General features: G+C 70.5%; 13 protein-coding genes. 6 read left to right on the top strand and 7 right to left on the bottom strand.

The genetic code is table 11. From position 1 onward, the window contains the following. Nucleotides 1-55: 55 nt before the first annotated feature. Nucleotides 56-5,362 (bottom strand): excinuclease ABC subunit UvrA, encoded by a 5,307-nt coding sequence (gene uvrA, locus FJV41_RS11870; RefSeq protein WP_141642568.1) that lies wholly within the window; start codon nucleotides 5,360-5,362, stop codon nucleotides 56-58. Between the two features lie 182 nt (nucleotides 5,363-5,544). Here uvrA and FJV41_RS11865 point away from each other — a divergent pair, with 182 nt between their 5' ends. Next, nucleotides 5,545-6,555 (top strand): S1 family peptidase, encoded by a 1,011-nt coding sequence (locus tag FJV41_RS11865; RefSeq protein WP_141642567.1) that lies wholly within the window; start codon nucleotides 5,545-5,547, stop codon nucleotides 6,553-6,555. A 9-nt stretch (nucleotides 6,556-6,564) separates the two neighbouring features. Here the strand turns inward: FJV41_RS11865 and FJV41_RS11860 are convergent, their stop codons facing one another. Further along, nucleotides 6,565-7,158, bottom strand: a complete 594-nt coding sequence (locus FJV41_RS11860; protein WP_141642566.1) for a DUF2378 family protein — start codon at nucleotides 7,156-7,158, stop codon at nucleotides 6,565-6,567. Between the two features lie 160 nt (nucleotides 7,159-7,318). On the opposite strand from FJV41_RS11860, the gene FJV41_RS11855 reads away from it, so the two are divergent. The 4 genes from FJV41_RS11855 to mdoH all read left to right on the top strand — a co-directional run bounded on the left by FJV41_RS11855 (nucleotide 7,319) and on the right by mdoH (nucleotide 14,073). After that, nucleotides 7,319-9,610: a PAS domain S-box protein gene (locus FJV41_RS11855; protein WP_141642565.1), complete on the top strand. Its 2,292-nt coding sequence runs from the start codon at nucleotides 7,319-7,321 to the stop codon at nucleotides 9,608-9,610. 330 nt (nucleotides 9,611-9,940) lie between these two features. Next, a complete protein-coding gene (locus tag FJV41_RS11850) occupies nucleotides 9,941-11,533 on the top strand; it encodes an OpgD/OpgG family glucan biosynthesis protein (protein ID WP_141642564.1) in 1,593 nt (530 codons plus the stop codon). Then, entirely contained in the window at nucleotides 11,530-12,024 is a 495-nt protein-coding gene (locus FJV41_RS11845) for a hypothetical protein (protein WP_246137158.1), read from the top strand. The genes FJV41_RS11850 and FJV41_RS11845 overlap by 4 nt, the downstream gene beginning before the upstream one ends. 24 nt (nucleotides 12,025-12,048) lie before the next feature. Next, nucleotides 12,049-14,073: a glucans biosynthesis glucosyltransferase MdoH gene (gene mdoH / locus FJV41_RS11840; RefSeq protein ID WP_141642562.1), complete on the top strand. Its 2,025-nt coding sequence runs from the start codon at nucleotides 12,049-12,051 to the stop codon at nucleotides 14,071-14,073. 13 nt (nucleotides 14,074-14,086) lie between these two features. Here the strand turns inward: mdoH and FJV41_RS11835 are convergent, their stop codons facing one another. Genes FJV41_RS11835 through FJV41_RS11825 form a run of 3 tightly spaced genes read right to left on the bottom strand, consistent with a single transcriptional unit; the run spans nucleotide 14,087 to nucleotide 17,267 of the window. Beyond that, on the bottom strand, nucleotides 14,087-15,061 hold the full coding sequence (locus FJV41_RS11835; protein ID WP_141642561.1) for a spermidine synthase: 975 nt from the start codon (nucleotides 15,059-15,061) through the stop codon (nucleotides 14,087-14,089). A gap of 46 nt (nucleotides 15,062-15,107) precedes the next feature. Continuing rightward, nucleotides 15,108-16,418 (bottom strand): M18 family aminopeptidase, encoded by a 1,311-nt coding sequence (locus FJV41_RS11830; protein ID WP_141642560.1) that lies wholly within the window; start codon nucleotides 16,416-16,418, stop codon nucleotides 15,108-15,110. Nucleotides 16,419-16,463: 45 nt separating this feature from the next. After that, on the bottom strand, nucleotides 16,464-17,267 hold the full coding sequence (locus tag FJV41_RS11825) for a hypothetical protein (RefSeq protein WP_141642559.1): 804 nt from the start codon (nucleotides 17,265-17,267) through the stop codon (nucleotides 16,464-16,466). 517 nt (nucleotides 17,268-17,784) lie between these two features. Between FJV41_RS11825 and FJV41_RS11820 the strand changes: the two genes are divergently transcribed. After that, nucleotides 17,785-18,510 (top strand): hypothetical protein, encoded by a 726-nt coding sequence (locus tag FJV41_RS11820; RefSeq protein ID WP_141642558.1) that lies wholly within the window; start codon nucleotides 17,785-17,787, stop codon nucleotides 18,508-18,510. 205 nt (nucleotides 18,511-18,715) lie between these two features. Here the strand turns inward: FJV41_RS11820 and FJV41_RS11815 are convergent, their stop codons facing one another. Further along, the gene (locus tag FJV41_RS11815) at nucleotides 18,716-19,657 is read right to left on the bottom strand and encodes an acyl-CoA dehydrogenase family protein (protein ID WP_141642557.1); all 942 of its coding nucleotides are present in this window, start codon (nucleotides 19,655-19,657) and stop codon (nucleotides 18,716-18,718) included. A 509-nt stretch (nucleotides 19,658-20,166) separates the two neighbouring features. Beyond that, nucleotides 20,167-20,778: an SET domain-containing protein gene (locus FJV41_RS11810; RefSeq protein ID WP_141642556.1), complete on the bottom strand. Its 612-nt coding sequence runs from the start codon at nucleotides 20,776-20,778 to the stop codon at nucleotides 20,167-20,169. Nucleotides 20,779-20,824 lie beyond the last annotated feature (46 nt).

Raw genomic sequence — 20,824 nt, 5'->3', positions numbered from 1 at the left:
GCCGAAGCCCCGCTCCCGTTTCACGACCTTCTGTCCTGTCTTCGACATCCCACCCTCACCGGCTCCCCGTCGCGCCGCGACGCGATGCGTGACGGTCCTCGCCCGAGAAGAGGGACTTGAGCACCCGCCCGGTGGCCGTCTTCACCTTCGCCACCTCGCGAGGCGTGCCCTCCGCGACGATGAGGCCGCCGTCATCGCCGCCCTCCGGCCCCAGCTCCACGACGTGGTCCGCCGCGCCGATGACGGACGGGTGGTGCTCGATGACCACCAGCGTGTCGCCCCGGTCCACCAGTCGCCCCAGGAAGGTGATGAGCTTCTCCACGTCGCCCAGGTGCAGGCCCGTCGTCGGCTCGTCGAGCACGTACAGCGTGGGCTCGTGCCGTGAGGAGGCCGTCAGCTCGGACGCCAGCTTGAGCCGCTGCGCCTCGCCGCCGGACAGGGTGTTGGAGCCTTGTCCGAGCTGGAGGTAGCCCACGCCCAAATCCGACAGGCATTGCAGCGGCGCGGCCACCTTGGGGATGGAGCGGAAGACGTCCTTCGCCTCGTCGGCGGACAGCCGCAGCACGTCGCCGATGGACAGGCCGTGGTAGCGAATCTCCAGCGTGGCCGCGTCGAAGCGCGCGCCGCCGCAGGCCTCGCACGGCGTCACCACGTCCGGGAGGAAGGACATCTCATGGGAGATGGAGCCCTGCCCCTCGCACGCGGTGCACCGTCCACCGGCGGCGGTGTTGAAGGAGAAGCGCGCGGCGGAGAAGCCCCGAATCTTCGCCTCGGGCGTGGCGGCGAAGGCCCGGCGCAGCTCGTCCCAGATGCCCAGGAACGTCGCCGGCACCGAGCGCGGCGTGCGGCCGATGGGCGACTGGTCCACCGACATCACCCGCTTCACCGGGTCCACGCCCTTCAGCGAATCGAAGGGGCCCGGCTTCGAGGAGACCAGCTCCAGCGCCTCGCGCAGCGCCGGGTAGAGCACCTGGCGAATCAGCGTGCTCTTGCCGGAGCCGGACACGCCGCTGACGACGTTGAGCCGGCCCACGGGCAGCCGCAGGTCCACGCGCTTCAGGTTGTTGGCGCGCGCGCCCTTCAGCTCCAGCCAGTGCTTCGGCTCTCCGCGTCCTGAAGGAGGCCGCACCTGCGCCTCGCGCAGCGCGACGGCCGTGGGAGAGTCGCTCTGCAGCACCACGTCCGGCGGGCCTTCCGCGAGGATGCGTCCGCCGCCACGGCCACCGGTGGGTCCCAGGTCGAGCAGATGGTCCGCCGCGCGGATGGTGTCCGAGTCGTGCTCCACCACCAGCACCGTGGAGCCCGTGTTCACCAGCGCGCGCAGGTTGTCGAGCAAGCGGTGGGTGTCACGCGGATGCAGGCCGATGGTGGGCTCATCCAGCACGTACATCGCCCCGGTGAGGCCCGCGCCGAGCTGCGCGGACAAGCGCAGTCGCTGCATCTCTCCGCCCGACAGCGTGGCCGCGTTGCGGTCCAGGGACAGGTAGCCCAGGCCCACTCGCTCCAGGAACTCCATGCGCCGCAGGAGCTCCTGTCGGGACGGCTCGCCCAGGAGCGCGCGGTCCCCCTTGAACTTCCAGCCCTTCACGCGCTCCAGCGCCGAGGCCACGGACTGCTTCACCACCTCGTGGTAGCGCGCCCCTTCCAGCCGCACGCCGCGAGGGATGGGGTCCAACCGGCTGCCACCGCACGCGCGGCACGGCGCCGTCTCGCCCTCGGCCTGCGCCGCAGGTCCGCCCTGCACACCCGTGCCCTCGCACGAGTCGCAGCGCCCCTGCTTCGTGTTGAAGGAGAACCAGCGCGGGTCCAGCTCCGGCACGGCGGTGCCGCACTGGGGACAGGTGCGCTCGGTGGACAGCAGCGTCTCACCCTTCGAGGTGCGCAGCTTCAGCGCGCCCTGTCCCCAGCCCAGCGCCTTGTCGAACACGTCGCGCGGCAGCTTGGAGACCTTGCCCTCGTACATGACGAGGTCGATGTCGTGCTCGCGCGTCTTCGCCAGTCGCGGCGGGTCATCCGTGGAGGCGAGCTGCCCGTCGACGATGGCGGTGGTGATGCCCCCGCGCGCCGCCGCCGTGAAGACATCCAGGTACGTGCCCTTGCGCGAGCGCACCGCGGGCGCCAGCACCGTCGCCTCGCCCTTCATCGCGGAGAGCTGCGCGAACAGGAGCTCCGGAGAGATGGAGGTGATGGCCGTGTCGTCGCGAGGGCAGTGCGGCTCCCCCAGCTTGGCGAACAGCAGGCGCAGGTAGTGGGCCACCTCGGTGACGGTGGCCACGGTGCTCGTGCCACCCGCGCGAGAGGTGCGTTGCTCCAGCGCCACGGTGGGCGGAATGGAGCTGACGCGCTCCACGTCCGGCCGGGGCATGGTGGGCAGGAACTGCCGCGCGTAGGGGCTGAGCGTCTCCAGGAAGCGCCGCTGTCCCTCCGCGAACACCACGTCGAAGGCCAGCGAACTCTTGCCCGAGCCGCTCGGCCCGGTGACGACGGTCATCTTCCCGAGCGGAATCTTGCACGACACGTCCTGCAGGTTGTGCTCGCGCGCGTGCTCCACCTCGATGGCCGGCGCGACGTCCTTGCCCGGCTTGCGCGGCTTCACCGAACGGCCCAACGGCTTGCGCTCACCTCGCAGCGCCTCCGCCGTCGCGCCCTCGCCGCGCGCCACGTCCGCGGGCGTGCCTTCAGCCACCAGCCGGCCGCCGTCCTTGCCGCCCACCGGCCCCAGGTCGATGACCCAGTCCGACGCCTTCATCACCGACACGTCATGGTCCACGACGATGACGCTGGCGCCACGGTCCACCAGCGCATGAAGCGCGTCGATGACGTGGCGCACGTCCTCCGCGTGCAGGCCCGCGCTCGGCTCGTCGATGAGGAACAGCGAGCCCTTCGACTCGGTGGCCAGCGCACGCGCCAGCTTCAGCCGCTGCGCCTCTCCGCCCGACAGCGTGGACAGGGGCTGCCCCAGGGGCAGGTAGCCCAGGCCCAGCCGCGCCACCGGCCCCAGCGTGCGCTGGAGGGCCGCGTCGCTCCCGAAGTGCTGGAGCACCTCGGACACCGTCATCTCCAACACCTGCGCCACGCTGAAGCCCTGGTGGCGGACGGCGAGCACCTCTTCCTTGAAGCGCCGGCCCCGGCACACCGCGCACAGCAGGGCCACGTCCGCGAGGAACTGCATCTCCACCGTCTCGTAGCCCTCGCCCGAGCACGCCTCGCAGCGCCCCTTGTCCACGTTGAAGGAGAAGTGGGCCGGCGTCAGTCCGCGCACCTGCGCGTCGGGCTCCGCCGCGAAGCGCTCGCGCAGCCTGTCCCACGCCTTGGTGTACGTGGCGGCATTGCCGCGCGACGTGCGCCCCAGCGGAGACTGGTCCACGAAGGTGATGGCCTTCACCGCCTCGGCCCCCTCCAGCGCGTCCACCACGCCCGGGGCCTCCACGTCCTTCACGCCCAGCCGCCGGGCCAGGTGCCGGTAGAGCACCTCGTCCACCAGCGTGCTCTTGCCGGAGCCGCTCGGCCCCGTCACCGCGCACAGCACGCCCAGCGGCACGCTCACCGACAGCGCCTTCAGGTTGTGCTCCCGCGCGCCCCGCACCTCGATGGAGCCCGTCTTCACGCGAGGCGTCCTCCGCGCCTCATCGCTCCCCGCGAGGAGCCGACCGGTGGGCAGGTCCTTGCGCTTCGCCAGCGCCTCCGGCGGACCATCGAAGCACAGCCGTCCACCTTCGCGGCCCGCGCCCGGGCCCAGCTCCAGCACGCGATGCGCGGAGCGGATGACCAGCGGGTCATGCTCAATCACGAGCGCGATGTTGCCCCGCTCCGCCAGCTCCGCGATGGCCTCCGTCAACGGTGGCACATCCCCGGGATGCAGGCCCACGGTGGGCTCGTCCAGGACGAACAGCGAGCCGGTGAGTGACGTCCCCAGCGCCGCCGTCAGCGACACGCGCTGCGCCTCGCCTCCGGACAGCGTGCGCGCCTGGCGGTCCAACGTCAGGTAGCCCAACCCCACGCGCCGCAGGTAGCTCAGGCGCCCGGACAGCTCACGCCGCGCCAGCTCACCCTGCCCCGTCGTCGTGCCCAGCGCCTCCAGCCGAGCCAGCGCCTCCGTCAGCTCCAGCCCGTGCCAGCCCGGCAGGTCCAACCCGCCCACGCGGTACGCGCGCGCCTGCTCATTGAGCCGCGCGCCGCCACAGCTCTGGCACAGCGAATACGCGCGGTAGCGCGCCAGCAGCACGCGCACGTGCATCTTGTACGTGCGCCCCTCCATCCACCGGAACCACGCGCGCACGCCCGGATAGGCGCGCCCTTCGTCGTAGTCACCCGCCCCCTCCAGCACCGACTCCCGCTGCGCCGGCGTCAGCGACGCCCAGGGCGCGTCCATGGGAATCCCCTTCGCGCGGCACCAGCGCTGGAGCATGCCCCGCTCCCACTCCGTCGACGCACCGGACCAGGGACGGATGGCCCCCTCCGAGAGACTCAGCGCCGGGTTGGGAATCACCTTGTCCCAGTCGATGCCGATGGTGCGCCCGAAGCCCCGACACGGCGCGCACGCGCCCACCGGCGACTGGTAGCTGAACAGGCCCGGCCTCGCGGCATCGAACTCACGCGCGCACTTCGGACACACCAGCCCCCTGCGCACCCGCTTCGGCTCGGCGCCGACCCCCAGCACCACCGCCTCGCCCTCCGAGCGAGCCCACGCGTCCTCCATCGCCTGCGTCACGCGCGACAGCTGCGAGGCAGACAGCTTCACCCGGTCCACCAGCACCCGCGCCACGCCCGCGGAGTCCGTCGCCTCCGAGGGCTTGAGCGACTCCAGCTCCCGCACCTCGCCCTGCACCACCAGTCGGTGGTAGCCGTCCTTCAGCAACCGGGCGCGTACGTCCAGGAACGAGGCCGTGTCCGCGATGCGCAGCGGGAAGGCGATGAGGGCCTGGGCATCCGGCGACTCGCGCAGCAGGGCCGACGCCGCGACGCGCGCATCCGTGCGCACCGCCTCCACGCCGCAGTCCGGGCACACCGGCATCGCCTCGCGCGTGAAGAGCGCGGACAGGTACGGCTCCACGTCCGCCAGTGTCGCCACCGTCGAGCGCGAGCTCTTCACCGGCGCGCGCCGGTCCACCGCCACACCCGCGGCCACCGGCTCCAGCGCCTCCATGGGCGGCCGCTCCAGCCGCTCCAGGAACTGCCGGGCGTAAGGGCTGAAGCTCTCCACGAAGCGCCGCTGACCCTCGGCATACAGCGTGTCGAGCGCCAGACTCGACTTGCCCGCCCCCGAGACTCCGGTGATGCAGACCAGCTCCCCTTCCGCGAGGTCCACGGAGAGGTCCTTCAGGTTGTGCGTTCGGGCGCCTACGAGGTGGGTCTTGTGCATTTCGGGTCGGAGGTTTAACGACCTGACACTTCAACGCCACAGACAAGTGAACCAACGCGTCAACGAATGCCCCCCCTGGTTGGGTGAAGGGCGAGCGGCTTGCTACAACTGGGGTACAATGAGCGCGCGGGGGCGGCGCCCGGCCCAGGTGCCCAGATGCCCCGCGATGCAGGAGGCTCTCCATGGCCGAGGGAAGCAACAGTTCTCCCCCCCGTGACGCGCTGGTCCAAGCCTCGCCCTCCCTGGTGTTGCTGGAAGTCGATGGCCACACGGCCTCTGCCTTCGTCGCCACCGGCCAGGGACACCTCGTCACCAGCCTGCATGCCGTGGCGGGAGCACGCCTCATCCACGCGGTGATGGCGGATGGGACGCGCGCGGAGGTGGACCAGGTGGCGGCGATGGATGACCGCCGTGATTTGGCCATCCTCCGTCTACCGGTGACGGACCTGGCGCCGCCTCTCGGTCTGGCGCCCGCACCCCTGCCCGCTGAGGGAGACACCGTCTACGTCCTGCGAGCCGGCGCCGGCCCCGCACCGGAGGTTCGCTCCCAGCAAGTGCGGGCGGTCCAGGTGCTCGGCGACTGGCTCACCTTGCTGGAGCTGACGCGCACGCTTCCGGAGGAGTCCTCCGGCGGGCCGGTGCTGGACATGCGCGGCGCGGTGGTCGGCGTGGCCACCGCGGCGCTGGCCAACGGCCGCTCCCTGGGCCTCGTCATCCCCACGCGCTACATCGCGCCGCTCCTGCGGGGCTCGGCCGCCTCGCCCCTGTCCGCGCTGGAGGCGCCTCGCCGCAGGGCCGGACGCGTGAGAAAGGTGCCGCAACATCCGTTGAGCGTGCTGGAAGGCGCGACGACGGATGCGCTGGAGTCCATCGCCACCACGCTGGGCCACGCCATCAACGCGGGCGCCCCCGCGTACAACCGGGGCGACGTAGACGGCTGCTACCGCCTCTATGCCCGCACCGCCGAGCGACTCATCGACTCGTGCAAGGCCTTCCCCGGCGCCCAGCGCGCGCTGCGCGACGGACTCACGCGCTGCGATGATTTGCCGGACTCCGACGACCGGGCCTGGGCCCTCCGCGACACCTTCGACGGACTGCTGGATGTCATCGGCCGCTGGCTCCAGAAAATCCGTCCAGAAGCCGCCCGCATCGCCAGGCACTCGGCGCCGCCGCCCAAGGACTACCTCAACTGACGCGCCGCCTCACGCATCCTCCCAGCGCACGCGCAGCGCGTAGCCGGCCGGCTGCCGGTCCAGCACGTCCACGCGCGGCCGCACCCGGGTGCGCCGCAGCACGCCTTCCACCACGCCCGCCACGAAGTCCGGCAGCGGGTCCCCGTCCACCACCCGCACGCACCACTCCCGCTCCTGCACCGGCTCCAGGACCATCTTCATGTCCTCGCGCCCCGCCTTCAGGTACGTGGGCAGCCGCGTCAGACAACGCTCGGTACCCAACAGTGGCGCCGCGGTGGCGAAGATGCGCCCCACCAACGTCTGCGCGAAGCCCTCCACGTAGTGGTGCCCCAGCGCCCGGTTTGCCTCCTCAGGAGGTTGTCCCGCGCACGCGAAGCGCCGCGCCACGCCCAGCGCCGCGCGCCACACGGTGAGGGGGTAGTACTCCTGTGACGCGTCCGTGTCCGTGTCGTAGCCGATGTCTCGCAGAGACTGGGCGAACGCGCCGGAGGGCTTCAGCGCATGGACGAACAGCCCCTCGAAGTTGCGCCGTGGCACCTGCACTGGCACGTAGGGTGCCTTCCGCGCCCCCACCGCCGCGTCCTTCGAGCCCCGCCGCTCCATGGCGTTCCCCCCTCCGAATCCGCCGGTCCACACCGGCCCGGAACCACTCTAACAGCCCGCTGTCCGCGCGGCTTTCGTTGCCCTGGAAAACTAGCGCCTCAGCACACTTTTACAACACGAGGGCTCGTGCAACGATGGTCGTTTGCATGCAAGGAGTCCCATGCGGGTCCTGATAGTCGCTCAGGGAGGGGCGGACCTGTCGCCACTGGAAACCCTGCTGGAAGCCAGGGGGAACACGGTGGTCCACGTCGCTCGTGACGTGGAAGTACCGGCGGCCTGGCGCGCCGAGCCCTGTCCCCTGGTGGTGCTGGATGCGCGCGAGCCGGGCTCGCGAATGCCCCTCGTGCGGGCCCTGCGCAGCCTGCCGGGTGGCGCCGCGGCGGTGGTGATGTTGGTGGGGCGACGCGGCGCGCTCCACCTGTTGGAGCCCGCGCTGGAGGACGGCGCGGATGAAGTGCTGGCCTGGCCCATGGACGCGGAGGAGTTGCGGCTGCGGCTGGACATGGCCGAGCGCCGCTCCGCCCGCCGCGAGTCGCGCGTCGGGGTGCCGTTCGGCGACGAACTGCGCGACACCATGCTCTCCGTCAGCCCCGTGCCCACCTCCATCACCACGCTGGGCGAAGGCCGCGTCGTGGCGGCCAATGACGCCTACTTCCGGGCCTTCGGCTACTCGCGCGAGGACATGCTGGGCAAGACGACGGTGGAGCTGCGCCTGTGGGAGCGCCCGTTCGACCGCGCCCACGTCATGGAGCGGCTGCGACAGCACGGCTCGGTGCGGGGCGTGGACGCGCAGTACCACACCAGCACCGGCGAAGTGCGCCACACGCTGTTGTTCATGGGGCTGGTGCCCTATGCGGGCGAGCCGCACGTCATCTCCTTCTTCCCGGACATCACCCCGCTGAAGCAGGCGGAGGAGGAGGTGCGCCGCTCGGAGGTGAGCTTCCGCACCCTCATCCAGAGCCTGCCGGACCTGGTGGCCGTGTTCGACCGTGACGCGCGCGTGCGCTACGCCAACCTGAAGGTCGCCCGCGCGCTGGGCTATTCGGACGTGCGCGAGCTCATCGGCAAGCACATCTCCGACATGATTCCCCCCGAGGACCTGGCCTCGGCGGACGCGCGCATGCACGAGGCCCTGCGCACCGGGCGCAACGCCCTTTCAGAAAGGCGCATGGTGCGGCGCGACGGCGGCATCCTCCACGTGGAGTCCACCACCTTCCCGCTGCACTTCGACGGCGAGGACTCCATTGTCTCCGTGGCGCATGACCTGACGGAGCGCCACCAGATGCAGGCGCGGCTGATGCTCGCCGAGCGCATGGCTTCCGTGGGCACGCTCGCCGCGGGCGTGGCGCACGAAATCAACAACCCGCTGGCCTACCTCACCGCCAACCTCGCCTTCGCGCGCGAGGAGCTGTCCAACCTGCCCGGCCCCGGCGCGCCCGGCATGGACGCCACGGTGACCGAGTCCCTGGCGGATGCGCAATCCGCGCTCGCCGAGGCCCAGCAGGGCGCCGAGCGCGTGCGCACCATCGTCCGCGACCTGAAGACCTTCAGTCGGGTGGATTCGCTCGAGGACTCCGTCGTCGACGTGCGCCAGGTGCTCGACTCCACGCTGAACCTGGCGACCACGGAGATCCGCCACCGCGCCCGGCTGGTGAAGCTCTTCGAGGACGTCACGCCCGTGCGCGCCAACGAGTCGCGGCTGGGCCAGGTGTTCCTGAATCTCCTGGTCAACGCCGCGCAGGCCATTCCCGAGGGCTCGCCAGACCGCCACGAGATTCGCGTCGCCGCGCGCATGGGCGACGGAGGTCGCGTGCTGGTGGAGGTGTCGGACACGGGCGTGGGCATCGCCGCGGAGCACCTGCCGCGCCTGTTCGACCCCTTCTTCACCACCAAGGCTCCCGGCGTGGGCACCGGCCTGGGCCTGTCCATCTGCCACAACCTGGTGACGGCGCTGGGCGGCGAGATTCGCGTGCGCAGCTCCCCCAACCGAGGCTCCACCTTCCAGGTGCTGCTGCCTCCGTCCGAGCGCCCGCGCGCGCTGCCACCACCGCCGCCACTGGAGGCGCCCTCCTCCGCGGAGAAGCGCGGACGGCTGCTCGTGGTGGATGACGAACCCCTGGTCTGCACGGCGCTCGGCCGCACGCTGCGCCCCCACCACGACGTCACGCTCGCCACGCGCGCGCAGGACGCGCTGGAGCGAATCGAAGCCGGCGAGCACTACGACGTCGTCTTCTGCGACTTGATGATGCCCGGCATGAGCGGCATGGACTTCTACTCCACGCTGATGAAGCGCTATCCGGACCAGGCCCGCCGCGTCGTCTTCCTCACCGGCGGTGCGGTGACACCCCAGGCCCGCGCCTTCCTTGAAACCGTCACCAGCCCGCATCTCGAGAAGCCCTTCGCGGGCCGCGAGCTGCTGTCCTTGGTGCAGGAACGATTGGCCCGCGCCTGATCCGGGTCACAGTCCACCTGTGGAAGAATCGGACAGACTCACGCGCCGGCTGTCCTTCAATTCCCCAGCGCTTCCACGGCCCTGCCCAGGCTGCGTCACACGACGCCCCCGCAAGCCCGCAGCTTCATTGACCTCAAACTAAATCCTCCGAGTAAGCGTGCGCGATTCCTGAAGATATTCCAGGGATGAACGACCGCGTCATGGGCTGGTACGGGGGTTGCTCTGGGCTGACGCGCCGCACCGTGGAGGCCATGCGGGCGGCGGAGTCGAGCGAGGTCCGGGAGTCACCAGGAGCCGCTCGCCCCCTCGGTTTTCCCGGAGGCATCAGGCGTGACGGCGGACAGGAACAAGCACGGTGGGACGCGCGCGGCGTGCGTGCGGTGGCTGGGCGTGGCGCTGGTGGCCACGGCCGGAACCGCGTGCGCGGCGGCCCCCGCCCCGTCCACGTCGCAGTCTCGGGGCGGCTCGAGCTTCACGTCGGAGACGGTGGTGGAGCGGGCGAGGGCGAAGGCGGCGCAGGCGTACGTGGAGCCCGTGTCGACGCTGCCGGAGTCCTACAAGACGCTGGACTACGACGCGTACCGGGACATCCGCTTCCGTCCGGAGAAGGCGCAGTGGCGTGACGCGGGGCTGCCCTTCCAGGCGCAGTTCTTCCACCCCGGCTTCTTCTTCCAGTTCCCGGTGGCGATGTACGAGGTGACCGGCGGCAAGTCGGCGCCGCTGCGCTTCTCGCCGGAGCTGTTCACCTACGGCCCGCTGGTGAAGCCCGGCCCGCTGAAGAAGGCGGATGGCTACGCGGGCATGCGGCTGTCGCATCCGCTGAACCGCTCGGACATCTTCGACGAGTTGGTGGTGTTCCTGGGCGCCAGCTACTTCCGGGCGTTGGGCCAGGGCAACCTGTATGGCCTGTCCGCGCGCGGGCTCGCGCTCGACACGGCGACGTCGCGCCCCGAGGAGTTCCCCGCCTTCCGTGAGCTGTGGCTGGAGAAGCCCGCTCCCGGCGCGGACCGCGTCGTCGTGCACGCGCTGATGGACAGCCCCAGCGTCACCGGCGCGTATCGCTTCACCGTCATCCCCGGGGCGAACACGGTGATGGAGGTGGAGGCCACGATTTTCGCTCGCAAGCCGGTGGAGCAGCTCGGCGTGGCGCCGCTGACGAGCATGTACCTCTTCGGGGAGAACGACCGGGGCGACTACGACGACTTCCGGCCGGAGGTTCACGACTCCGACGGCCTCTTCGTCTGGACGCGCACGGGCGAGCAGCTCTGGCGGCCCCTGCAGAACCCCGAGCGCATCAACGTCTCCAGCTTCCAGGTGGACAGCCCGCGCGCCTTCGGCGTCCTGCAGCGCGACACGGCGTTCGCCCACTACGAGGACCTGGAGGCGCACTACGAGCGCCGGCCCAGCGCGTGGGTGGAGCCGGTGGGCGAGTGGGGCCCGGGCGTGGTGCGGCTGGTGGAGCTGCCGACGCCGGACGAGACGAACGACAACATCGTCGCCTTCTGGGTGCCCCAGAAGCCGCTGGCCGCCGGCGATTCGCTGCGCGTCGCGTACAAGTTGCACTGGGGCTCGCGCTCGCCGTGGCCCGTGACGGGCGCCACCGTCGTCAGCACGCGCCTGGACGCGGGCGACTCCTGGAAGGGCGCCAGGCTGAAGGACGCGCGCCCCATGCGCCGCTTCGTCATCGACTTCTCCCCCGTGCCGGACCTGAAGGAGAGCACCACGCCCGTGGAGCTCGTCGTCAGCGCCGGCTCGGGCAAGGTCCTGCGCCCCATCGCCAACCGCCACACGCCCTCGGGCGGCTGGCGCGCCACCTTCGAGCTGCACCCCGCCTCCCCTGCCGTCCCCACCGAGCTGCGCGCGTACCTCAAGCGCGGCCCGGAGACTCTCACCGAGACCTGGAGCTACCTGTGGATTCCGTGACGACGCTGACTGCCTGCCCCTCCGTCCCGTCCACCGTGTGGGCCGTCCCGCGTTCTCGCGCGGCGCTCGACACCTTCTTCCGCGGCTTCGGCTTCACCACCGAGGCGGACCTGTCCGCGCTGGCGGCGTGGGTGCTGGACGGCTACGGCGCCCAGGGTGCCCAGCCCCCCGCGGCGGTGGCGCTGGCGCGCGCGCGCATGGAGACGTGGTTCGCGAGCGTCCTGGGGATGGAGCACGCGGGCCCGGGCCTGCTGGCGCGAGGCCGCGCGGCCTTCGTCCTGTGCGACGGCGCGAACCGTGGCGCGCGGCTGCTCACCCGGGCTTCGGCGCCGGAGGACTTCGTGAAGGCGGCGCGCGCGGCGGTGCCGGTGCCGGCGCCCGCGCAGGTCAGCGCGGTGATGCCCGAGCAGCAGCTCGTGCTGTGGCCGTTCGGTGAGCTGCTGCGCCGCTGGTGGCGCGGGGTGTCGCCGGACGTCTCCATCTCCCGCTGAGCGGGGGTGCACTGGAGCCTCGCGATGGAAGCCCACTCGTTTTCGCCCGAGAGCGCCGCTTTCCGGCGCGTCGGAGTCCTGGGCCTGGCGGCCGTCACCACCCTCGTGGGGACGCTGGAGATGCACCGCCTGTTGAGCGCCCACGGCACCTCGGTGCCCGAAGTGGTGCTGGTGGGGCTCTTCGCGCTGTGCTTCGGCTGGATTGCGCTGTCCTTCTGGACCGCCATCGCGGGCTTCCTCCAACTGGCCCTGGGCCCCCGGCTTCCCGGGCTGCGCTACCCGACGCCGGACGAGGAGGGACAGCCCCTGGCGTCGCGCACGTCGGTGGTGATGCCCATCCACAACGAGGACCCGGCCTCCGTCTTCGCCAACGTGCAGGCGACGTACGAGTCCGTGGCCGCCACCGGGCATCTGGACGCCTTCGACTTCTACGTACTGAGCGACTCCACGCGCGCGGAGGCGTGGGTGGCGGAGGAGCTGGCGTGGTCGGAGTTGTGCCGCCGGGTGGGCGGCCAGGGACGCATCTTCTACCGGCGGCGCACGGACAACACGGGCAAGAAGGCGGGCAACCTCGGCGACTTCTGCGAGCGGTGGGGCCGCCGCTACGACTTCACGGTGGTGCTGGACGCCGACAGCCTCATGGACGGCCGCACGCTGGTGAAGATGGCGCGGCTGATGGAGCTCAACCCGCGCGCGGGCATCCTCCAGGCGCCGCCGTTGAACGTGGGCCGCACGACGCTCTTCGCGCGCCTCCAGCAGTTCGCGGGCCGGGTGTACGGGCCCGTCGTGGCCGCGGGCGCGGCGGCATGGCAACTGGGCGAGTCCAACTACTGGGGCCACAACGCCATCATCCGCACGGAGGCGTTCATCAACCACTGCGGGTTGCCGGTGCTCCCGGGCAAGCAGCCCTTCGGCGGACACATCCTCAGCCACGACTTCGTCGAGGCGGCGCTGATGCGGCGCGCGGGCTACACGGTGTGGCTGGTGCCGGAGCTGGGCGGAAGCTACGAGCAGCCGCCGCCGAACCTGCTCGCGTATGCGCAGCGCGACAGGCGCTGGTGCCAGGGCAACCTGCAGCACCTGAGCCTCGTCATGGCGGGAGGCCTGCATCCGTTCAGCCGGGGCCACTTCCTGATGGGCGTCATGTCCTATGTCGCCTCGCCGCTGTGGCTCCTGTTCCTGGTGTCGGGGCTCGTCGCCGCGCTGCATGACCGCTTCTTCCTGGACGCGCACGCGCTGGAGTCGCCCGTGCTCGCGTTCGACGCGCCCGGCGCGCTGCGCCTGTTCGCTGTGTCCATGGGCATGCTGTTCGCGCCCAAGGTCCTGGGGCTGATGCTCGCGCTCTTCAAGCGGGGCGAGGCGGCGAGGATGGGGGGGCGCGTGAAGCTGGTGCTCAGCGTGCTCGTGGAGAGCGTGCTGGCCTCGCTCCTGGCGCCGGTGATGATGCTGTTCCAGTCACACTTCGTCTTCGGCACGCTCCTGGGGTACCGGGTGAACTGGTCCAGCCAGCAGCGCGAGGACGCGGACCTGCCGTGGTCCGAAGCGGCGCGGCGTCACGCCGTGCACATGGCGGTGGGCGTGGGGATGCTGGCCGTGGCCGCGCTGGTGTCCCCGGCGCTGGTGGCGTGGCTGCTGCCGGTGGCGGTGGGGCTGCTGCTCGCCGTCCCCCTCACGGTGCTGACGGCGCGCTCCTCGCTGGGGATGTGGGCCGCGCGACGGGGGCTGTTCCTCCTGCCGGAGGAGACGGAGCCTCCCGAGGTGGTGGAGCGGGCCCAGGCCATCACCGAGGAGCACGCGGTGGAGCCGGTGCCGGACGCCATCGAGCGGGTGCTCGGCGACGCCAAGATGCACGCGCTGCACCTGGCGCTGCTGGAGTCGCAGCCGGGGCTCGCCGAGCACACCTCGCCCGCGGCCCTGGAGTCCGCGCGACGCAAGCTGCTGGGCGGCGGCGCCGAGCCCCTCTCCGCGCAGGAGAAGGTCGCGGCCCTGCTGGACGTGGGCACGCTGAGCGAGGCGCGCGAGCAGCGCCTCACGCGCGCGCTGTCCTGACGCGGCGGAGCGGTCAGTCCTCGTCGTGCAGCACGAGGTCCAGCGAGTCGAGCGCTCGGCCCTCCGAGGAGGCGCGGCGGACCTCGCGGTCCTCGAATCGACGCGACATCAGCGCTCGCAGGTTGAAGCGCGCGGCGCGGGCCAGCCGACCCGCACGGGCCTTCAGCGCGCCACGAGAGACCTTCTGCGTGGACGTCAGCCCCACGAAGACGCGGTTGGCCGTGGTCTGCGAGTCGAAGGCGTGCAACTGCGCGAAGCTCGCCTGCCACGTCTGGAGCATCGCCGGGTACAGCGGATTGGGCGAGCGATGCACGTTGCTCACCACCGCGCCGTCGGGCGTGAGCCGGGCCTTGGCGGCCTGGAGGAACTCCCACGTCGCCAGCGCCTTGGGCATGCCTCGGGGGCCATAGGCATCCAGGAGGATGACGTCGTAGGCGGGCCCCGGCGTCTCGATGAAGCGGCGCCCATCCGCCACGTGCGCGTGCAGCAGCGCATCCTCGCGGAAGCCGAAGTAGCGCCGGGCGACCTCGAGCACCTCCCCGTCACTGTCCACCGCGTCGATGCGCGTCTGGGGCAGCGCGGCGCGCAGGAACATGGGCAGCGAGCCGCCCCCCACGCCCACCATCAAGATGCGCTGGGGATTGGCCACGAAGGCCACGCCGCCAATCATGCCCTGCGTGTATTCGAGCTCCAGCCGCAGCGGGAAGCCCTGCCCCACCACGCTCTGGTAGGCGCTGTCCCAGCCAAACTGGAGGTAGCGCCGGCCCTCGTCGTCCTGGCTGACGATGCAGCGATGCGAGCCGGCGAGCCCCACGTGCAGCACGGTGCGCGGCTGGGAGAGCCAGCGGAACACGCGCGCGAGGTAGCGCCGGGAGCGCTCGACCTTGCCTCCGGGAAGTGCGAGGCCGAGCGGTGCGCCCTGGCGGGGGAGAACCCGCTTCCAGGGCGCCTCGCACCACCAGGGACCTCCCGCGCGCGGCCAAGTCACGCACAAAGGTCTATCACCTCCCCGGCCCGCTTTTGACAGCCCCGCGTCACGCGAAGAGGCGACGGAGCACGGCCACCATCGCCGCCACGTCGGACGCGCACGCCATCTCCCGGATGGAGTGCATGGACAGCATGGGGTTGCCCACGTCGACGGTGCGGATGCCCAGCTGTCCCGCCGTAATCGGGCCAATGGTGCTGCCACACCCCAGGTCCGTGCGCGTGACGAAGTGCTGCGGCGTCACCCCTGCTTCGCGACACAGCGCGGCGAAGTACGCCCAGGACTCGCCATCGGTGGCGTAGGACTGATTCACGTTCGACTTGATGACGGGCCCGGCACCCATCTGCGGCTGGTGCTTGGGCTCGTGCAGCGACGCGTAGTTGGGGTGGACCGCGTGCGCCATGTCCGCGCTGACCAGGAAGGACTGGGCCATGGCGCGGTGGAACGCGTCGGGCTTTCCGTCCGAGAGCACCAGCGTGAGGCGCTCCAGGAGCGTGCGCAGGAAGGGGGACGCGGCGCCCTGCGCGCTGCGGCTGCCCACCTCCTCGTGGTCGAACAGGATGACTCCGCTGGTGGCCTCGCGGGAGGCCGGGCCGGTGAGCAGCGCCGTCAGGCTCGAATGGCAGCTCGCGAGGTTGTCCAGGCGCGGCGCATGGAGGAACTCCTCGTGCGCCCCCGAGCGCGTGGACGGCTGCAAGTCATAGAGGCACAGGTCGTAGCCCAGGATGTCGGCCGCCTCCGCCTTCACGCCACCCTTCGACAGCTCCTTCACCAGCATGGCGCGCAGGTCCACCGCGCCCGCGCTCTCCAGGCCCAGCACGGGCACCATCTGCTCCTGGGGGTTGAGCTTGAGGCCCTCGGTGTTCACCCCTCGGTTGAGGTGGATGGCCAGGTTGGGCACTCGCAACAGCGGCTTGCGGAAGTCCACCAGGTGGCCCCGGGGCTTTCCGCCCTCGAGCAGCACGACGCGGCCGGCGAGCGACAGGTCTCGGTCGGTCCAGGTGTGCAGCAGCACCCCGCCGTAGATTTCGACGCCGAGCTGCTGGTAGCCGTTCTTGGCGACCTGGGCGTTGGGCTTGAGTCGCAGATTGGGCGAGTCGGTGTGGGAGCCGACCAGCCGGAAGCCCGCCCGGTCCACTGGCGCGGTGCCCAGGTGGAAGGCGGCGATGCTGGTGTCGCCCCGGGTGACGTAGACGCGCTCACCGGGCTTCAGCGTCCAGGACTCGCGCTCGTCCAGGGCGCGGTAGCCCGCTTGCTCCAGGCGGCGGGCCGTCTCCCGCACCGCGTGGTACGGCGTGGGCGAGGCATCGATGTACGCGAGCAGGTCATCGGCCAGGGCATCGGTGTCGGTGGGGCTCATGTCGGCCCGAAGCTAACCGCTACCGGGCGTCTCGCCACGTCCGAATCACGTCCCCCGAGCGGGCGGACGGGCCCCTGTCCCCGGCGGCGGTACGGTGGAGGACGGCCGGGCCTGGGGGGCGGCGTCGAGGAAGGTCCCCAGCAGCACCCACCGGCGGGACTGGTCCTCCTTGCCGCGTTTGGCGAGCAGCGGCGTCGTGTAGTGCCAGAAGGGCAGCCGATACACGGTGATGCCGCCCACGGTGCTCACCCGCGTCATCTCGGACAGGTGCCCGTCCTTCTCATAGACGAGGTACTGGTGGTCCACGCCCGGCATGGTGAGGCTCACGTGCATGTCCACGTAGCCGGCGCGGGCCTCGGCCTCCTCGGGGTGGTGGTCATTGTGGGGGCCGGAGTAGTCGCCGGGCCCGTAGCAGAGCACCTGGATGCCCCAGTTGCGCCGCAGCACGCGGCCACTGACGGAGGCGGCGAAGGCGGCGAAGGTGTCCGAGCGAAGCATGGTGGTGAGCCCCACCGCTTCCGCCGCGCGCCAGGAGCGGGAGCGCCGGTTCTCCAGCAGCGCGGTGCGCACGCGGACCGTCTTGGGCAGCAGCTCCATGTAGTTCATCGTCATCCCGGAGATGGAGTCCACGGGGATGGGGTCCTCCATGCGCACCAGGGTGTCGTTGAGCGCCGCGTCGAGCGCGTTGCGACAGGCGGCGGCGCGAGTCGCGTCCACCACGCCCTGGAGGGAGACAAAGCGGCGCGCGGGGTCCAGCAACGCGCCCGAAACTGACGTGTCCCGGCCCTCCAGGATGCGGCGGCCCTTGGGAGTGAGGAGGTCGGCGAACTCGGAGGGGAAACGCTTCATGCCGCCCCGAATACGGCTTCACCGGCCGGTTGTCGTGCGGAATGCGCGCCGCATCCGTGTTCGCTCGGTGCCACGGGCCGTGCTTCATGTCCCGGAAAGCACGGCCCGCGAGGGGCCTGTCACGTCCGATGTGTGGGCCGCTGATGCCGAGGAGGCTCGAAGCGGTCCCTGTCCCGGTTGGGGTCGGGCTTCTTGCTCGGAGGCCGTGACTCGGTCTTCGAGGGCGCCTTGGGGGGCGGCCTTGGTGTGGGCCTGGGACGATGGGGGTTGATATGAATGGGCATGTTCGTCTCCTGTGAGTTGTCGCACCTCGTGCGCACATGAGGGACAGGTCGGAGAGGAAATACCGGCTACAGGCTTCAGCACGATCTGGGTGTCCAGGGACCTCATGACGTCATGCGTCAGACATTGGGCGCCGTTCTTGGCTCCCTGATGGGTGTGTTTCCGCTCGGCGGCAACCTTTACCGGCCGCCTGCGATAACCTGCTGATTCGTCGAATTCTGGAGAGTCCCCAAGCATGGATCCCATCCGCAACCGTGCCCGCGTCGTCACGTCAAACCCGTCCACGTCGCTCCAGCCGCAGCGGGAGGCGCAGCAGACGGCGGCCCCGGCGAGGGCCAACGCGGTGGGTCATGCGCAGTTGAGCACCTTCGAGGCGAAGCTGGCGGCGCCTGTGCAGGCGGTGGCGACGCAGCCGACGCCGGGCGCGTGGCGCGGCGGGCCGGACACCGAGGTGGGCAAGGCGGTGCAGGCCATCTGGGACCGGATGCAGAACATGCCGGGGGCGGATGTCATCATCAAGGGAGACACGCCGGCGTCGCTGCTCGGCCGCGCCATCCTGGACGGCAAGAAGGTGTCGAACGAGCAGATCATCGCGATGTCGAAGGTGACGTTGGATCAGCTCGCGACGGATCCGAAGGACCGGGAGAAGGTCCTGAAGAAGGTGCCGAACGCGCGCGAGCTGCCGGTGCACAAGTTCACGGTGGCGATGCTGTCGGCGGCGACGGGAATTGATCCGCAGAAGCTGTCCGAGGCCTGTCCCGACCTGGGTCTGACGGGCGCGCCGGGCACGCCGCTGCTGTATGCGGCGGAGGGGCAGAGCACGCAGCGCTCCACCGCGCTGCACGACTTCACGGACTACCTGCGCGGAGCGGGCATCAAGGGCCTGAACAAGGCCGTGTGGGGCGTGGAGAACCGCATCCTGTCCGCCCTCGTCTCCATCGTGGGCGGCGGACGGTACTGAGCAGACCAGGGTTCACGCCGTGAGGCGTGTCAGGGCCGTGTCCCGTACAGGGGCGCGGCCCTTCGTCTTTCACGGGCTGAGCTTCGAGTGAGCCGCGTTCCCAGTCCTGGCACGTGCGCGTTCGTGGCAAGCAACTTGTTCCGGCGGAACGCCGACAGCTCGCGCAAGCGGTTTCTACCGTCTTGCCTGTACGCGCGTCATGAGGTCAGTCGCCTTGTTCCGGCACCGCACCCGCGAGCTTCGCGCGAGCAGCCTCCAGTCGCTTGACGCGTACCTTCCCAGCAACGTCGAGCAGTCGGCGGTCGCGCGCCCAGCGCTCACGAGTCACAGCGTCGACCTGGGCCCACAGCGGCTCACTCTCGACGAGCGTGCGCTTCACCTGAGCCAGCGCGCCAGCGAGCGCCACATGTGTCGCCACGGATGACGGGTCCGCCTGGGCAAGGCCGCGCATCATCACCGCGAGCGCGAGCAACTCCTCGCGGATGGGGTCAGGCCAGCCGCTGCGTCGGCCGAGCTGGAGAAGCCAACCGAGGAGTGCGAGATGGACATGACAGTCCTCCACCGTGCGGAAGGGCTTGAGGTATCGCGTGTAGCCATCGCCCGGGAGTACTTCGTCCGGTGATACCGCCACGTCTTCGAGCCGCAGCTCCGCGTGAGGGACCTCGGGCACAAAGGGGAGTTCGGGCAATTCAGTAGCGATAATGCCCGCGCGCCTGGCGTCCACGGACACCAACCTGAGCCGGTTGCGGCCCTGATCGTCCTGTCCCTCGGAGGCGACGATGAGTAGCAGCTTCGCGCTGGAGCCCAGCGTGACGAAGGCTTTCTCCCCTGTGAGTGTCCAGCCCGTGGCCGTTGGCGCAAGACGCGTCTGGATGGCGGCGGGGTGCCCACCCATCGACTCCGTGGCGCAGAGCGCGACGGGCTGGTCAGCGGGGAGCATGGGGAACAGGAAGCGGTGGGCGGCGTGGTACCCGGAGGCGAATGCAAATCCGAGCCGGTCCGCGCGAAAGCCTCCCGCGAGCGCGAGGTCCGCGGGCGACTGGAACCGCGGCACCAGTTCCACATGTCGGCGCCACCACGTCTCGACGGAGTCAAGTGTGACGGGCTCGGGGGACTCGGTGAGAAGGAAGGAGAGGACGTCGTTCACGGGGCCACTATACGACAGCCAGACGCACGCGGCATGCCCAGACCAATCCAACCAGAGGCGGCCCTTCGGCCCGGCTGAAATCAGCCAGCAGCGCCAGACCCAACATGCCTTACCCTCTCAAAGACAACGCTCAAGACAGGACTGTGTACGGGATGCGCTGCACAAGCCCTCATGATGAGCAGACAGAGTCCAGCGCACGGCATTACATCCCACGCACCTCCATCTACAACCGCATCAATCGCAGCCCGAGCATCCGGCTCGCGGGAGTCGTGGACGTGGCAGGAGTCACTCGCTGCTTCCACGAATGCGCTGGCGACCTGAATCCGCAGGGGCGCGGCTGAGGTGTCTCGGAATGCACTCAGTCGGCGGGCCAGGGAACTGGGATTGGCCCGCACCAGCACGTGACCTTCGCGGGCCCCAGGGCGACAGCTCCCAGCCGGCGTCGCTGGCCCTCGCACTCACTTCGCCACAAGGCCCGACGACAGCGCGTCAGGCCCGGGCAACCCACCTCACCCCGCCAGGCGCTTGCGACCACCCGCGGACTTCTTGCCCTTCGTCGTCTTCTTCCCCTTCACGGGCTTCTTCGCGGAGCGGGACTTGGACGCGGACTTCTTCTTCTTCGAGGCCTTCTTCCGGGCGGGGGCCTTCTTCTCCGGCGCCAGGATGGTGCCCCGGCACTGGGGAGCGCCACAGCGGCACACATAGAGGGCCTCGGAGTCCGGGCCCATGTCCTCGGTGCGCTCGTACGCGTAGTCGTAGACCAGCTCCTCACCCACCTCGAGCGAGCGCAAGGCGAAGATATAGATGCGCCCCTTGTCGATGAGCGCCTCGCAGTTGGGGGCACACGAGTGGTTGATGTAGCGCGCCTCGTTGTGCAGGGTGCCCGCGTCGAGCACCGTCTTGCTGTCCAGGTTGAACAGGAAGGTGTGGTGCCGCCCCATGGCCTCGTCGTTGTAGCGACGGTCCGCCTCCGCCTGGGCGATGCGCTCACCGACGTACTCGATGATGCGCTCGCCCTTGCGGATGCGGCGGGTGGCGAAGGCGCCGGTGCCCTGGATGGACGACGGGCGCAGTTCGAAGGGGATGGGCTTGGAAGAAGGAGTGAAGGTGGGGGATGTCATGCGGGTATGAGTGGCCTGGAGTTCACGTCGGCCAGGACGCTCCATC

It is taken from the genome of Myxococcus llanfairpwllgwyngyllgogerychwyrndrobwllllantysiliogogogochensis, assembly GCF_006636215.1.
Classification (GTDB): Bacteria; Myxococcota; Myxococcia; order Myxococcales; family Myxococcaceae; genus Myxococcus; species Myxococcus llanfairpwllgwyngyllgogerychwyrndrobwllllantysiliogogogochensis.
Note: the sequence above shows the minus strand (reverse complement) of the source record. Positions and strands in the feature narration are given on the sequence as shown.